14 protein-coding genes are annotated in these 16,635 nt (G+C 33.9%); 7 read left to right on the plus strand and 7 right to left on the minus strand.

The window, feature by feature from the left end; translation table 11 throughout:
* The first annotated feature begins 66 nt into the window (after positions 1 to 66).
* Positions 67 to 2,697 (plus strand): valine--tRNA ligase, encoded by a 2,631-nt coding sequence (locus tag TD18_RS03195; protein ID WP_040248369.1) that lies wholly within the window; start codon positions 67 to 69, stop codon positions 2,695 to 2,697.
* Between the two features lie 63 nt (positions 2,698 to 2,760).
* On the opposite strand, the gene rodA is transcribed toward TD18_RS03195, so the two are convergent.
* From rodA to purH, 6 genes are all read right to left on the minus strand, one after another.
* Positions 2,761 to 4,041: a rod shape-determining protein RodA gene (gene rodA, locus TD18_RS03200; RefSeq protein ID WP_040248371.1), complete on the minus strand. Its 1,281-nt coding sequence runs from the start codon at positions 4,039 to 4,041 to the stop codon at positions 2,761 to 2,763.
* 2 nt (positions 4,042 to 4,043) lie between these two features.
* Positions 4,044 to 5,996: a penicillin-binding protein 2 gene (gene mrdA / locus TD18_RS03205; RefSeq protein ID WP_052461027.1), complete on the minus strand. Its 1,953-nt coding sequence runs from the start codon at positions 5,994 to 5,996 to the stop codon at positions 4,044 to 4,046.
* Positions 5,993 to 6,499 carry a hypothetical protein gene (locus TD18_RS03210; RefSeq protein WP_040248373.1) on the minus strand — a complete coding sequence of 169 codons (507 nt, stop codon included), beginning with the start codon at positions 6,497 to 6,499 and terminating at the stop codon, positions 5,993 to 5,995. Before TD18_RS03210 ends, mrdA begins: the two co-directional genes overlap by 4 nt.
* Positions 6,492 to 7,319: a rod shape-determining protein MreC gene (mreC, locus tag TD18_RS03215; protein ID WP_040248375.1), complete on the minus strand. Its 828-nt coding sequence runs from the start codon at positions 7,317 to 7,319 to the stop codon at positions 6,492 to 6,494. Before mreC ends, TD18_RS03210 begins: the two co-directional genes overlap by 8 nt.
* Before the next feature lie 19 nt (positions 7,320 to 7,338).
* Positions 7,339 to 8,367 carry a rod shape-determining protein gene (locus tag TD18_RS03220; RefSeq protein ID WP_033960946.1) on the minus strand — a complete coding sequence of 343 codons (1,029 nt, stop codon included), beginning with the start codon at positions 8,365 to 8,367 and terminating at the stop codon, positions 7,339 to 7,341.
* 216 nt (positions 8,368 to 8,583) lie between these two features.
* On the minus strand, positions 8,584 to 10,116 hold the full coding sequence (gene purH / locus TD18_RS03225) for a bifunctional phosphoribosylaminoimidazolecarboxamide formyltransferase/IMP cyclohydrolase (RefSeq protein WP_040248379.1): 1,533 nt from the start codon (positions 10,114 to 10,116) through the stop codon (positions 8,584 to 8,586).
* Positions 10,117 to 10,304: 188 nt separating this feature from the next.
* Between purH and TD18_RS03230 the strand changes: the two genes are divergently transcribed.
* The gene (locus TD18_RS03230; protein WP_040248763.1) at positions 10,305 to 11,558 is read left to right on the plus strand and encodes an ABC transporter permease; all 1,254 of its coding nucleotides are present in this window, start codon (positions 10,305 to 10,307) and stop codon (positions 11,556 to 11,558) included.
* A 10-nt stretch (positions 11,559 to 11,568) separates the two neighbouring features.
* Here the strand turns inward: TD18_RS03230 and TD18_RS03235 are convergent, their stop codons facing one another.
* The gene (locus tag TD18_RS03235) at positions 11,569 to 12,027 is read right to left on the minus strand and encodes a GAF domain-containing protein (RefSeq protein ID WP_040248381.1); all 459 of its coding nucleotides are present in this window, start codon (positions 12,025 to 12,027) and stop codon (positions 11,569 to 11,571) included.
* A gap of 86 nt (positions 12,028 to 12,113) precedes the next feature.
* Here TD18_RS03235 and xrtF point away from each other — a divergent pair, with 86 nt between their 5' ends.
* From xrtF to TD18_RS03260, 5 genes are all read left to right on the plus strand, one after another.
* Positions 12,114 to 12,665 (plus strand): exosortase family protein XrtF, encoded by a 552-nt coding sequence (gene xrtF / locus TD18_RS03240; RefSeq protein ID WP_040248383.1) that lies wholly within the window; start codon positions 12,114 to 12,116, stop codon positions 12,663 to 12,665.
* Positions 12,658 to 13,086 (plus strand): exosortase F system-associated membrane protein, encoded by a 429-nt coding sequence (locus tag TD18_RS03245; RefSeq protein ID WP_040248384.1) that lies wholly within the window; start codon positions 12,658 to 12,660, stop codon positions 13,084 to 13,086. Before xrtF ends, TD18_RS03245 begins: the two co-directional genes overlap by 8 nt.
* A gap of 70 nt (positions 13,087 to 13,156) precedes the next feature.
* On the plus strand, positions 13,157 to 13,570 hold the full coding sequence (locus TD18_RS03250) for an HYC_CC_PP family protein (RefSeq protein ID WP_084205830.1): 414 nt from the start codon (positions 13,157 to 13,159) through the stop codon (positions 13,568 to 13,570).
* Between the two features lie 76 nt (positions 13,571 to 13,646).
* A complete protein-coding gene (locus tag TD18_RS03255) occupies positions 13,647 to 14,378 on the plus strand; it encodes a heavy metal translocating P-type ATPase (protein WP_040248386.1) in 732 nt (243 codons plus the stop codon).
* Complete coding sequence (locus TD18_RS03260) at positions 14,379 to 16,619, plus strand: TonB-dependent receptor (RefSeq protein ID WP_040248388.1); 2,241 nt, start codon at positions 14,379 to 14,381, stop codon at positions 16,617 to 16,619.
* The last annotated feature ends 16 nt before the right edge of the window (positions 16,620 to 16,635 follow it).

The following is a 16,635-nucleotide window of genomic DNA, read 5'->3' on the forward strand; positions in this document are numbered from 1 at the left end:
ATTAATTTCGCAAAAAAAGAAATATAAGTACTTTTGTCTGTCATAAAGCAAAAACAATACCAAAGCATGAACATACCAACAAAATATTCATCATCTAGTGTAGAGAGCAAGTGGTATAACTACTGGATGGAGCATAATTATTTTCATTCTGTTCCAGATCAAAGAGAGCCTTATACTATAGTTATTCCTCCTCCAAATGTGACAGGAGTTTTACATATGGGACACATGCTTAACAATACCATTCAGGACGTGCTTATTCGTAGAGCAAGATTGCAAGGGAAAAATGCGTGTTGGGTTCCTGGAACAGACCATGCCTCCATTGCGACTGAAGCTAAAGTTGCTGCTAAGCTTAAAGCTCAAGGAATTGATAAAAATGATTTGAGTCGTGAGGAGTTTTTAAAGCATGCTTGGGAATGGACTGAAGAATATGGAGGAGTGATTCTTGAGCAGTTAAAAAAATTAGGTTGTTCATGTGATTGGGATCGTACCAAATTCACAATGGATGACGATATGAGTGAAGCTGTAGTTAAAGTGTTTGTCGATTTATATAATAAAGGACTAATTTACAGAGGATATCGCATGGTAAATTGGGATCCTGAAGCTAAAACAACACTTTCTGATGAAGAAGTGATTCATGTGGAGCAACAAGGTTTACTGTATTACCTAAAATATCAAATTGAAGGTAGTAATGAAACATTGACCATAGCTACAACAAGACCAGAAACTATTTTTGGCGATACTGCAATTTGTATCAATCCAGATGATGAGCGTTTTTCTCATCTAAAAGGAAAGAAAGCTATTGTGCCTATCTGCGGAAGAGTGATTCCAATCATTGAAGATGAGTATGTCGATATCGAGTTTGGTACAGGTTGTTTAAAAGTGACACCTGCACACGATGAAAATGATAAAGTTTTAGGTGATAAATACAATCTTGAAGTAGTAGATATTTTCAATGAGGATGCAACTTTGAATAGCTTCGGAATGCATTACGAAGGTCAGGATCGTTTTGCAGTTAGAAAAGCTATAGCTAAAGAATTAGAGGATAAAGGTTTATTGTTGAAAACTGAAAACCACATCAATAAAGTTGGAACATCAGAACGCACCAAAGCTGTTATTGAACCGCGTTTAAGTGATCAGTGGTTCTTGAAGATGGAAGAATTAGCACAACCTGCTATTGATGCTGTTTTAACCAATGGTGAAGTGAAATTATTTCCGAAGAAATTTGAAAATACGTACAGACATTGGATGGAGAATATTCGCGATTGGAATATCTCTCGTCAGTTGCGTTGGGGACAACAAATTCCTGCTTATTATTATGGAGATGGAAAAGAAGATTTTGTTGTTGCTGAAAATATTGATTTAGCTCTAGAATTAGCAAAAGAAAAAACAGCCAACCATCAACTAACAAACAACGACTTACGACAAGATTCAGACGCTTTAGACACTTGGTTCTCATCTTGGTTATGGCCAATAAGTGTGTTTGATGGTATTAGACATCCTGAGAACGAAGAAATTAAATATTATTATCCAACAAACGATCTGGTAACTGGTCCAGATATTCTATTCTTTTGGGTAGCACGTATGATTATTGCTGGATATGAATATAAAGATGAACGACCTTTTGAAAATGTGTATTTAACAGGATTGGTTAGAGATAAGCAACGTCGAAAAATGTCTAAATCGCTTGGAAACTCTCCAGATGCTTTAAAACTAATAGAAGACTATGGAGCTGATGGCGTCAGAGTTGGACTATTGTTAAGTGCTGCTGCAGGAAATGATTTGATGTTTGATGAATCCCTTTGTAATCAAGGTAGAGGCTTTGCTAATAAAATCTGGAGCGCTTTTTATTTAACAACGCTTTGGGAAGTTAAAGATATTGAACAGCCAGAATCTAGTAAAGTTGCTTTAGAATGGTATCAATCTAAATTTCAGGCTGCATTGACAGAAATTGAAGATCACTTCAGTAAGTACAGATTAAGTGATGCATTGATGGTGATATATAAGTTGATTTATGATGATTTTTGTGGTTGGATGCTGGAAATGGTAAAACCTGCATATCAGCAACCAATAGATTCTAAAACGTATAAAGAAGTGATGTCTATATTTGAGGGCAACTTAAAAATAGTACATCCTTTTATGCCATTCATAACAGAAGATATCTGGCAAAGAATTGAAGAGCGTTCCTCTGAAGACGCTTTAATCATTGCAAAATATCCTGAAGTGAAGGCGTTCGATTCTCAGCTTATTTCAAATTTTGAAACAGTTAAAGATGTGGTTTCAGGAATTAGAACCATTCGTAAAGAAAAGAATATTGCGTTCAAAGATGCTATTGAATTGATGGTTTTGAATAATGAAGGCTTTGATTCTAAATACAATGCTGTCATTTCTAAAATGGGACATATTTCAGAAGTGAAATCAGTTTCTGAACCTGTTGAAGGTGCATTAACATTTAGAGTGTTGTCAAATGAATATTTTATTCCGATGGAAGGAAGTATTGATGTTGAAGCTGAAATTGAAAAATTAAATGAAGAATTAAAGTACACTGAAGGCTTTTTAAAATCGGTTCAGGGCAAGCTGAAAAACGAACGCTTTGTCAATAATGCTCCAGAGCAGGTCGTCGCTTCAGAAAAGAAGAAAGAAGCTGATGCTTTAGCTAAGATTGAAACCTTAAAAGCTAGTTTGGCTAGTTTGAAATAATTTTATCATTGGAGTAAAATTCTCAACCTGCAAGGTTTTTAAAAACCTTGTAGGTTTTATTATTTACCATTCATTAATCTTATTACTATCCAACTTTACAAAAATAAACAGTAAAATAGTAAATCCCCAAAGTCCGGAACCACCATAACTAAAAAACGGAAGTGGAATTCCAACGGTTGGGATTAAACCCATAACCATGCCTGTATTAATTGTAAAGTGAATGAATAGGATAGAGGCAACGCCATAGCCATAAACACGACTAAATTGCGATTTTTGAGATTCGGCTAAGATTAAAATTCTTACGATAAGTGCAACAAAAAGCAGGACAACGAATGTGCTTCCTAAAAATCCCCATTCTTCGCCAACAGTGCTAAAAATATAATCGGTTTCTTGTTCAGGTACAAATTTTCCTGTCGTTCGAGTACCTTCCAAAAAACCTTTTCCAGAAAAGCCACCAGAACTTATTGCTTTTTCAGATTGTATGAGATTGTAAGCCTCTTCCTTTTTCATGCGTTCGAGTTTTACAGGATCTTTTTCGAGTCGAAGCCAAAGGCTAATTCTGTTTTGTTGATGCGGTTTTAAGACATGTTCATAAAACAATTTTACACCAGTTGAAAATGAAATACAAATTAAAAGAACAACAACAGATTGAATAATGGAAGCGCGTTTTTTTCGTCTAAAGAAATAGATTCCGAAGATGACTAAAGCAGCAATACTAGCAGTGATTACAATTCCGAATTTAAGAGATAAAACGGCCAAAATAATGATTGATAGCGCTATTGCTAAATATATTTGTTGTAGACCTTCTCGGTAAAACACAAAAAAGAAAGACACATAAACCAATGTACTACCAGCATCGTTTTGAAGAAGAATTAGAATGGCAGGAAGGACAATAATTGCTACTGCTCGCAATTGATCCTTTAAAGTATTCATGTCAGTTTGTAAATCACTCATGTATTTTGCAACTGCCAAAGCCGTTGCAAACTTTGCAAATTCGCTGGGTTGTATGGTCATACTCCCAATGCCGTACCAAGATCTTGCACCATTGACATCTTTTCCGAAGATAAACAATCCAACAAGAGCCAGCATGGCAACGATGTAAATAATACTTGCAAATCGTTCATAAAACTTAGCTTCTACAGAAAGTATCAATACAATCAACACAAATGTGAGTCCAAGAAAGACGAGTTGCTTTCCGTAAAGTTGACTCATATCAAAATAGTTTTCAATCTCACCAACATGAGATGCAGACATGATATTTAACCACCCAAAAGAAACCAGGAGTAAAAATAAAACGATTATTACCCAATCAAATTTAAAACCTCTGTGGTTTTCTCTATTCATGATTATTGATTTGGTTGATTTGAGTTAGTCGATATAGAATTATCATAATCAATGCTTTTTGGAGCCTGAACTTTCTCAACGACTTGCAGCGTAGTTTCGCCATTAATTTTAAAAGGCTCACCAGAATATGGTTTTGCGTATTCGTTTTCAAGACTGTGAGTTAAGATCCAGTCTTCCATATCTGTTCTCGTAATTTCTCCTTTAATGTATTTTTCAATCATTAAACTTGCCATTCTGCCCGCAAAACGACTTCCCCAATATCCATTTTCAACAAAAACAGCAATAGCAATTTTTGGATCATCTTTAGGAGCAAAAGCAACAAATATGGAATGATCGGTGAGTTGAGTTTTGACGCTATCAATTTTCATAAAGTTTTCAGCAGTTCCTGTTTTTCCACAAATATCAATTCCAGGAACTCTCAGTGTTTTTGCAGTTCCTTCATTATACACATCGAACATGCCTTGAACGACTGGTTCAAAATGACGTTTATCAATGGTTGTATAATTTGGTGTGGTGTATTTACTCGGAATAGTATCACCTTCAATGGCTTTTATAATGTGAGGTGTGTAATAATAACCTCGATTACCAATAGCGGCAGCCATATTGGCTAACTGAATTGGAGTGGCTTCAACTTCACCTTGTCCAATTGCATTAGAAACAATGTACGTAGAACCCCATCGATTATCACCATAAGCTCTGTCATAATAATCACCATCTGGAATTCGACCAGGTCTTCCAACTTGTAAATCGTAGCCTAGGAAATCTCCGAGACCGAAACTTTTAGCATGTGTAGCCCATTTATTCATGGCATCTCCAGCATCATCATAATTATCAATAATTCTTCGGTAAATATTCACAAAATAGGCATTACAAGACTGAGCGATTCCGTCGTTCATAGCAACGGGACTTTTATGATGGTGGCAACCTGTAAGTTTACGGCTGCCATAATAATACCCCATTCTGCAGGTGAATTTATCATTGGTGTCAACAACACCTTCTTGTAGTGCTATGAGGGCATTAATGACTTTAAAAGGAGATCCAGGAGGATATTGTGCTTGTAAACCTCGGTCAAATAAAGGCTTTGCAATACTGTCTCTAAATAATTTTGTAAAGTTTTTAGAACGACCTCTTCCAACCAGTATGTTCGGATTATAACTTGGAGCAGAAATTAATGCTAAAATTTCTCCGTTACTTGGATCAATAGCAACAATACCACCTCTTTTATTGGTCATTAATAATTCGCCATATTGTTGTAATTCAGAATCGATGGTAATCGTAATATCTTTTCCTGGTTGTGGTAGGGTGTCAAATTTTCCCTCTTTATATGGTCCGATATTTTTGTTGAATCTATCTTTTTGTATAAACTTAATGCCTTTAACACCGCGTAAAACATTTTCATAAGAAATCTCAACACCTTGTTTGCCAATAAGATCTCCCATTTTGTAATAAGGATCATTTTCAATATTACGATTGTTAACTTCGCCAATGTCACCTAAAACATTGGCACCAATAGTGGTCTGGTAATCTCTGAGCGAACGTTTTTGAATATAGAACCCATCAAATTTTCTCATTTTTTCCTGAAGAACGGCATAGTCCTTTTTGGATAATTGTGGCACAAAAACCGAAGGTAAACGTGGTGAGTAATTATAAGCTTTTTCGTATATTCTTTTGAAATCTTCTTTTGTAATTTTAAGAAGACTACAAAACTCTAAAGTGTCTAAAGGCTCAACCTCTCTGGGAATTACCATAACATCGTATGAAGGCTGATTAGCTACAAGAAGTTTGCCATTTCTATCATAAACATAACCTCGTTTAGGGTAATTGTATTCTTTTCTAATGGCATTATCTTCGTAAAGACTATACGCTTCTTTATTGTAAACTTGTAAATAAAACAAGCGACCAATAAATAATAGTCCTACTATGATTACCATGAATAAGAGTAAAAGTTTTCTCATCGTTGTCTATTGCTGAACAGCACTGATATTAATATACAAAGTATAAGCGTAAATACACTTGAGAACAACGTCTTTTTTAGCACTAAAAGTATGTTTGATATGTTAAAAACTTCTAGGGAGAAAATAATGAGATGATGGAGAATTATCAAAATCAGAAAATAGATAACTCTATTCCCAAATTCAGTATTGTTGAATTTTATATTCTGGTGTTCGTAAACCATACCAAATGCAAATTTTAGAATTGGAGGTCTTGCAAATGCGATAGTCACGCAGGCTGCAGCATGTACTCCACCAGAATCTGAAAATAGATCAACAAACAACCCAAGCATAAAACTTAAGAAAATAAATAAAGTTCGGTTATTATTTACAGGAAATAACAGAATAAACAGGATGTAAGGATACGGATTTACCGAATCCATAAAATTGATATGATTAAAAATCAAAGCCTGTGCTAATACTAACACTACAAATCTTATGATGCTATTAATATTTAAACTATTCATTCACCGGATTCTCTAATTGTTTTATTTCTTGAGCATCTAAATTTTCTATTATATAGGTGTGTGATAAATTGGTCATATCGTTAAACGGCTTGACGTTAATTGTGTAAGTGTCACCACTTATATCTAATATGAAATCTTCAACCAGTCCAATAGGTATTCCTTGAGGAAAGATAGACGATTGTCCTCCTGTTACAATAGTATCTCCTTGCTTTACTGGTGCAAATTTTGAAATATCTGTTAGCTGAACCATGGCTGATGATTTGGCATTCCAAACTAAAGATCCAATGTGGTTAGATGATTGTAACTGTGCATTTATTCTGCTTTTTGTATTTAAAATGGAGAGTACTCTTGCATATCCATTTGACGTATTATCTATAATTCCAACAATTCCTTTTGAAGTAATAACTGCTAAATCTTCTGTAACGCCATGTTTTTCACCTTTGTTAATGGTTAGATAGTTCTTAGAAGATGTATAATTGTTATTAATAACCTTTGCTGTTTGAATTTTATAGCGACCGTTATATGAAGTTGAATCAATTTTAGAAATTGAAGTGTCCATAGAATCTATACCATTCAGGATAAGCGAACGTAGTTTGTTATTTTCCTCAACCAAAATTTCATTTTGTGTTTTTAAATCAAAATAATTGGAAACATTGCTGGCACTTTCATAAATACCACCAGTAAAAAAGTTTGCAGAATTAATAAATTTACTTTTATGATAGGAATGCGATTGAATCGTAAGAGCAATTGATACAAAAAACAGCAGCAGAAACAAAAGAGAGGTTTTGTTTCTAATGACAAAGTTTATAATCTGTTGCATGTTAAGTAGGTATTCTCAGTTATTTTATCAATACACTTTTAAATTTAGGTAAGTTTTTAAGTGTAATTCCTGTACCACGAACAACAGCTCTTAATGGATCTTCAGCAATGTAAACAGGTAAATCTGTTTTTTGAGATAAACGTTTGTCTAATCCTCTTAACATCGATCCACCACCTGCTAAATAAATACCTGTATTGTAAATATCAGCAGCTAGTTCTGGAGGTGTTTGTGATAAGGTTTCCATCACAGAATCTTCAATTCTTAAAATTGATTTATCAAGTGCTTTTGCAATTTCACGATAAGAAATCTGTACTTGTTTCGGTTTTCCGGTCAATAAGTCACGACCTTGAACACTCATTTCTTCTGGTGGAAGATCTAAGTCTTCGGTTGCAGCACCAATTTGAATCTTGATTTTTTCAGCAGTACGATCGCCTACATAGAGGTTGTGTTGCGTTCGCATGTAATAAATAATATCGTTAGTAAATACGTCACCTGCAACTTTAACTGATTTGTCACAAACAATACCACCTAGGGCAATCACAGCAATTTCTGTGGTTCCACCACCAATATCGACAATCATGTTGCCTTTGGGTTGCATGATATCAATACCAATACCAATAGCTGCTGCCATTGGTTCGTGAATTAAATACACTTCTTTGCCATTAACACGCTCACAGGATTCTTTTACGGCTCGCATTTCTACTTCAGTAATTCCTGAGGGAATGCAAACTACCATACGAAGTGCAGGTGTAAATAATTTCTTTTTAAGCGCAGGAATGTTTTTAATAAACATGCTTATCATTTGTTCAGAGGCATCGAAATCGGCAATTACACCATCTTTCAATGGTCTAATAGTTTTGATATTTTCATGTGTTTTTCCTTGCATCATGTTGGCTTCTTTACCAACAGCGATAATTTTTCCTGAAATTCTATCTCGTGCAACTATGGAAGGACTATCTACAACTACTTTGTCGTTGTGGATAATAAGCGTGTTCGCAGTTCCTAAATCTATGGCTATTTCTTCGGTTAAGAAGTCAAAAAATCCCATGTGTTATTTTAAAATTATGAGGGCGTTATTGTATTCAGTTTTTGGTCTTTTGTAAATGTAGTAAAACTTACTAAATATTTACAGTTTATTTCTATTTCAATTTATATGAAAGCTAAGCGATTAACATTTTATAGTTAAACGTTTAGTTTTTAGTTTTGGATGTTTATAATTTAATAAAAAACTACCATTCATCAGATTCCTTTCTCTAAAGGAACATTAGTGTTTAAAATGTCGTGTTCCAGTCATCACCATGGCGAGATTGTGCGCATTGCAATAATCAATGGTTAACTGGTCTTTAATCGAGCCACCTGGTTGTATTACAGCCGTAATTCCTGCATTGTCTGCAATCTCTACACAATCTGGAAACGGAAAAAAGGCATCACTTGCCATGACTGCTCCTTTTAAATCAAAATTAAATGACTGTGCTTTATGAATGGCTTGATTTAAGGCATCTACACGACTTGTTTGTCCGGTTCCACTTGCACATAATTGTTTATTTTTTGCTAAAACAATAGTATTAGATTTGGTATGCTTACAAATTTTCGAAGCAAATATTAAGTCGTCTAACTCGTTTTGAGTTGGCTTAGTGTTAGTAGCATACGTTAAGTCATCAAGGCTGTCTGTTTTATTGTCTTTGTCTTGAACCAAAACACCATTTAAGCAGGCTCTTACAGTCGTTTTTGAAAATTCAGTATCCTTAAGAATTAGAATAATTCGATTTTTCTTTCCTTTTAAAATGACTAAGGCATCTTCAGAAAACGAAGGCGCAATGACAACTTCACAAAAAAGTGTATGAATCTCTTCAGCAGTCGCTTTATCAATTTCAGTATTAGCAATTAAAATACCTCCAAAAGCCGAAACAGGATCGCCTGCTAAGGCATCAACATAAGCCTGACGTATAGTGTCACGTTGTGCAAAACCACATGCGTTGTTGTGTTTTAATATAGCAAATGTGGGAGCTTCTCCTTTAAATTCGTTCATTAAATTCACAGCAGCATCAACATCTAAAAGGTTATTGTAGCTTAATTCTTTTCCGTGGAGTTTTGTAAATATATCGTCAAAGTTTCCGAAGAAAAAACCACGTTGATGAGGGTTTTCACCATAACGCAATACTTTACCGTTTGTTTCACTAATTTTTAATGAAGCAATTTCATGTTTTGCATTAAAGTAGTTGAAAATCGCAGCATCATAATGTGATGATACATTGAATGCTTTGGCTGCAAAATGTTTTCTATCTGCTTCAGAAGTAGCGCCATTTTTGGAAGTCAGCAGATCTAAAAACTCTGAATAATCATCAACTGAAGATACGCAAATCACATCTGCATAATTTTTTGCAGCAGCTCTAATTAATGAAATACCTCCAATATCTATTTTTTCAATAATATCCTGATTGGAAGCGCCAGAAGCTACAGTTTTTTCAAAGGGATATAAATCTACTATTACTAAATCAATTTGCGGAATATCGAAATCAACTAGTTCTGCCACATCACTTTCATTATTTTGACGGTTTAAAATACCTCCAAAAACTTTTGGATGTAGGGTTTTTACACGTCCACCAAGAATTGAAGGATACGAGGTGACATCTTCTACTGGTACGACATTTATACCTAAATCCTTGATGAATTTTTCGGTACCTCCTGTTGAATAAATGGTGACATTTTGCGCGTTGAGTTGTTTTACGATTGGTTCTAAGCCTTCCTTGCTAAAAACTGAAATTAATGCAGATTTAATTGCTTTGTTGTTACTCATTGTTGTGTTGTTGTAGTTCGTTTTTTCTTAAGAAACGATGTTGTAAAAATTAAAACCCAAAAATACATAATATCAATAGTTATTATTACCGAAAAATGGAGTTTATTTAAGTTTTTTGTAACAATAAATTGTTGAAAACGTCCTACCTTTATAATTATAGTAGATTTCAAGAAAGCAAAACCAACTCTATGCTCGTTTATCTTAGATTATTTAAAGAAAGTTTCTCATTTGCTCTTAATGCTCTGCGTAATAATAAACTTCGTACATTCTTATCGTTATTAGGAATTACCATTGGTATTTTTTCAATCATTGCTGTACTTGCTGCAGTAGATTCGTTAGATAAGAATATTAGAGAGCAATTAAGCGGACTTGATAGTAATACAATGTATGTTGCTAGATTTTCTTTTGGGCCTTCTGAAGTCCCTAGATGGAAGCGATTACAGTTTCCTGAAATATCCTACAATGAGTATAAGTATTTAAAATCGTCCTTAGATGATGCCGAGCATGTTGCCTATCAATTATTTGTAAAACGCGAGAACATAAGAAATGGTAAAGAAATTGTTAGTAGTGTAAATACGGTAGTTGTTAGTAACGAATTTGAAGACATACAGGCCTTGAAGTTTTCTAAAGGTAGGTTCTATAATGAATCAGAATCAAATTCAGGGAAGTCAGTAGTCGTTATTGGTGACGAAATTGCCAAGTCGCTTTTTGGAGAATTTGATCCAATTGGAAAAAAAGTCAGACTCTATGGTCAAAAATTTACAGTTATTGGTGTAGTTAAAAAGGAAGGTTCTGGATTGTTTGGCGATAGTAACGATGTATCCATATTTCTTCCAGCAAATTATGTTAGAAATCGTTTTGGTGATAATAACAAGAATATGAATCATATCGTTATTATTAAACCTAAGCCAGGAGCTGATGTCGATGAACTTAAGGCTAATGTGGTTCAGAAATTACGCACCAAGCGTGGGCTTAAGTCAGATGAGATTGATACTTTTTTCATCAGTGTTATTTCGGGTGTTCAAGATGTTATTGATGGCATGATTAGTTTTTTAAATGGAGCTGGTTGGATAATAAGTGCATTTTCGCTGTTGGTAGGTGGATTTGGAATTGCGAATATCATGTTCGTTAGTGTAAAGGAGCGCACAAATCTTATTGGTATTCAAAAATCTTTAGGAGCGAAAAATAGATTTATATTATTTCAGTTCTTGTTCGAGGCAGTTATTCTATCTGTTTTAGGAGGTGTTATTGGCATAATTATGGTTTGGATTGTAGCTTTCATCACAAATATTTACATAGACGACTTTGAGTTTATTTTATCGTTTGGAAATATTTTCTTAGGATTTGGATTATCTACATTTATCGGATTGATTTCAGGTGTTATTCCTGCCATTTCTGCTTCAAAATTAGATCCTGTGGAAGCTATAAGAACTGGAATGTAATTAGGCGTTTTTAACTAAGAATTGTAGAGACATGACTACAAACAAATTCTAAAAATCGCTCATCTTCTTCAGTAAAAGGATCAGGTGTATTTGAGTCGATATCTATCTGACCTATATTCTTTCCATTGACAAAAATAGGGATGACTATTTCAGCTTTTACAGTGATGCTACAGGCGATGTAATTATCTTGTGCAGCAACATCAGGCACTACAAAATTTTGATTTGAAACAGCTACTTGTCCGCAAATCCCTTTTCCGAAAGGAATAATGGTATGGTCAGTAGGTTCACCAACATAAGGCCCAAGTTTAAGCTCATTTTTATCTCCATTTTTAAAATAGAATCCAACCCAATTGTAATGTGGTACGTTTTCTTCCAAAAGGTTACAAATAGCGAGAAGTCGTTCGTCTATAGATATAGAATTACGTTTAATGATGTCTTCAACTTGTGGTTTTAGGGCTGCTAATGTCATGTTTATAAAATTTTGGTAAAAGTATTTAAAAAGGACCATTTCCCGATTCATTTTATATAATTTTAACTGAATAAAATTGATAATTATTGAAAGCACTTTTTCTTAAATATAAATCGGTCGTAAAGTTCATTGTAACCTTTCTTACCGTTTATTTTGTTTTGACATTAGCCTATAAATTTTATTTAGATGCATCTGATGGTTCTAAATATTATCCTGATTATTTCACCAATTTGGTAGCAAAGCAATGTGAAACCTTATTGCATGCAACAGGATATGATGCCCAAGTTCTTCCACATCCTGATGAACCATCGATGAAATTGATTATCAATAATAAATTCGTTGCAACAGTTGTTGAAGGTTGTAATTCAATAAGTGTTATCATCCTTTTTATTTCTTTTATCGTTGCATTTGCAGGGAAATTCAAGACCACCTTATTATATATTGTTTCTGGGAGTGTATTAATTTATGTAGTCAATTTGATTCGTATAGTCATATTGTCTATTGGTTTGTATAATTATCCTTGGCGACGCGAAATATTGCACACTGTCATTTTTCCACTCATTATCTACGGAATGGTTTTCCTGCTGTGGATGTTTTGGGTGAATCGATTTTCAAAACAAGAGAAAGCCAATGCGTAATCCTATAACTATCATATTAATTTTAGTGCTTTTCATTTTACTGGTGCTCATTCGTGTATTTGAAAACGAACTTTTTTATGATCCATATCTGTCATTTTTTAAAAATGATTACTTGCATATTGATTCACCAAGACGAGAGGTTTTTAAATTAACCATGTATACAAGCTTGAGATTTATTCTTAATTCAGGCATTTCACTTGGGATTATCTACCTGTTCTTTAAAGACAAATCTATTGTTAAGTTTTCAGCAGGAGTATTTGGAGTAGCTTATGTAATTTTGATAGGTTTGTTCCTGTATTTTGTGATTCATCCTCGTCAGGAAGATTATTATTTATTTTTCAATTTGAGGCGGTTTTTAATCCAACCATTACTGTTATTACTTTTATTACCAGCATTTTATTATTACAAGCTAAAACAATAAAACGTTAATGCTAACCTAAAATAAATCTGGGTAATCAACTTTTTTGTAACTTTGCGTTTCAAATATTTAGATGTTAAAACAATTTTTACATAAAACCTTTTCAGCTTTCATGGCTGTTTTAGTATTGTTCTCTACCGTATCTTTTACTGTGGAAAAGCATTTTTGTGGAGATGTTTTAATTGATGCTGCTGTATTTACAGAAGCCCAAAAATGTAAAATGGAAGCTTTTGAAAAAGAGCAATCTAAAATCACAAAAAAGCATTGTTGTAAGGATGAATTAGAAGTTGTTAAAGGTCAGGATAAACTGAAACGATCACAATTTGAGGACATCACTTTTGAACAACACGTTGTTGTTTTCTCTTTCATTTATTCTTACACTAATAGTCTTGAGGAATTACCGAATCTTATTGTTCCTCATAAACATTATTCGCCTCCCATTCTCATAGATGACATTCAGGTTCTTGATGAGGTTTTCTTAATTTGATTTTTTGTTTTTAAAGGATGTTCTTATAGACTTTTAAGTTTATAAGACAATTATTATTTACAAAAAAATTAAAATCATGACACATACATATCGAATTACAGGTATGACCTGTACTAATTGTAAGGCTTCGGTTGAAAAGGCTTTACATTCTTTAGACCATGTTGACAGTGTAACCGTAGATTTAGAAGCTTCAGAAGTAACCATTAGCATGTCTAAACACATTTCAGTTAACACATTACAAGACGCTTTGTCTTCTAAGTATTCAATTTCAGAACTTAAAGAAACCAATGTTTTTAATACAACTTATACTGAAAAAACAGCCGAAGAAAGTGCATTAAAACAATTGTTTCCGCTGTTCTTAATCTTTGCGTATATCATTGGAACTTCCGTTTTATTAAATAGAAATCCGTGGAATACTGAAGGTTTTATGCTCGATTTTATGGGTATATTTTATATCGTATTTAGTTTCTTTAAACTATTAGATTTAAAAGGCTTTCCAGAGTCATTCAGAATGTATGATCCTTTAGCAAAAGCGATTCCAGCTTATGGGTGGATATATCCTTTTATAGAGTTAGTTCTTGGGTTGTTATTCTTAATGCGAATTGAAATCACGTTGGCTCTTGTTGTCACTTTAATAATTCTTGGAATGACAACTATTGGAGTTACAAAATCTCTAATGAGCAAAAAGTCAATTCAATGTGCTTGTCTGGGAACTGCTTTAAAGTTGCCTATGACTAAAGCGACATTTATAGAAAACAGCATTATGATTATTATGGCTGTGGTCATGTTATTAAAAACCTACAATTAAATGAAACATATTATATATATAATATTAATGCTTCCAGTCTTGATGTTTTCACAAGATCAATTATCTGGTGAGATTCTGGAAGCGAATACCGAAAATAAAGCAATTCCAGTAGCAGGAGCCAATGTGTTTTGGCTCAACACGTCTGTTGGAGCTGTATCTGATATTGATGGAAAATTTTCCATTCCTTATGAAAAAAGTTACAAAAAATTAGTGATTAGTTATGTTGGTTATCAAACGGATACTTTGACAATTAATCAGCCGAAATTCATTACACATTATCTTAAAGCATCCAGCGCATTAGATGAAGTTGTGATAACGTCAAGAAAGCAATCTACGGTTAAGTCTTATATGAAAGCAGCTAATGTTATTACTGTGAGTAGTGAAGAATTGCTAAAAGCAGCTTGTTGTAATTTATCGGAAAGCTTTGAAACCAATCCTTCAATTGATGTTAATTTTTCAGATGCACTTACTGGAACACGCCAGATTAAAATGTTAGGATTAACAAGCAAATACATTTTAATTACGACAGAAAATGTCCCTTCAATTCGTGGGTCATCACAAGCGTTTGGTCTGAGTTTTATACCAGGAACTTGGGTGGAGAGTATTCAAATTACGAAAGGTGCTGGAAGCGTAACTAATGGATTTGAAAGTATTGCTGGACAAATTAATGCAGAGCTTCAAAAGCCCTCAACAGACGACCGTTTTTTTGCTAACTTATATGTTGCAAATAGTGAGCGAATGGAATTAAATACGCACATCAATACAAAAGTAAGCGACAAATGGAGTACAGGTTTTTACATTCATGGAAATACACATCAACAAAAACACGATGTGAATGATGATGGTTTTTTAGATATGCCCTTATACAATCAGATTAATGTGATGAATCGTTGGCAATATACCAATCCTCAAAAAGGTCTGGTGAGTTTTCTTAATGTACGCTATTTAAATGATTCTAAACAAGCAGGACAGGTTGATTTTGATCCAGACAGAGATCAATTCACAACTAATTTCTGGGGCAGTGAAATTGAAACTGAACGCTTTGAATTAACTACCAAGTTCGGATATGTAAATCCGGAAATACCATGGCAGAGTTTAGGTGTGCAACTTGCATTTAGCACTCATAATCAAGAGTCTTATTATGGTTTAAACCGTTATGACATTAATCATAACAGTGTGTATTCTAATGTAATCTATAATTCTATCATAAGTGATTCCAGACATAAGATCAAAACCGGACTTAGTTTTACGTATGATCATTACGATGAATTAGCTTTAAATTCTGATTTTGAACGTAGTGAGCGCTCATTTGGTGGTTTTTTTGAGTATGCTTATGATAATTTGGACAAGTTAACCTTAACTGCAGGACTAAGGTTTGATACACATAATTTATTGGGTGAATTTTTTACACCTCGATTGCATTTGAGATATACGCCTTGGGAAAAATCGGCTTTGAGATTTTCAGTTGGAAGAGGAAAACGAAGTGCGAATATTTTTGCTGAAAATCAAAGCATGTTTGCAACATCAAGAACCATAAATATTTTGAATACCAACGGAAACATTTATGGCTTAGATCCTGAAATCGCATGGAATTATGGTGTGTCATATCTTCAAGGTTTTAATCTCTTTGGAAGAAAAGGAGATGTGACTTTTGATTTCTACAGAACCGATTTTCAAAATCAAGTGGTTGTCGATTGGGAAAATCCGCAAGAAGTTAATTTTTATAATTTGAAAGGCGATAGTTATGCCAATAGCTTCCAATTGGAATTAAATTATAACATTTTCGAGCATTTCGACTTAAGAACCGCTTACAAATACTACGATGTGCAAACTGATTATCTCACGGGGAAATTATCTAAACCGCTAGTGCCTAAACATCGCTTTTTTGCAAATGCTTCTTATGTTACAAATGCAGAAGAAGGTGCTAAATCTAGATGGAAATTTGATGTCACTTATAATTGGTTGAGTGAACAGCGTTTTGCTTCAACAAGTTCAAATCCTGTAGAGTATCGGTTACCTGAAGAATCTCCAACAGTTGGAACCTTGAATGCACAGGTAACTAAAGTGTTTTCTCCTAAATTTGAAGTTTATGTAGGAGGTGAGAACGTAACCAATGTAAGACAGGATAATCCAATTTTAGGAGCAAATGATCCTTTTGGTTCAAATTTTGATACTACATTTGTATATGGTCCAATTTTTGGAAGTATGTATTATGCTGGATTACGTTTTAAAATAAAGTAACTATAAATCATCACTA

The organism is Psychroserpens mesophilus, from assembly GCF_000826645.1.
Classification (GTDB): Bacteria; Bacteroidota; Bacteroidia; order Flavobacteriales; family Flavobacteriaceae; genus Psychroserpens; species Psychroserpens mesophilus.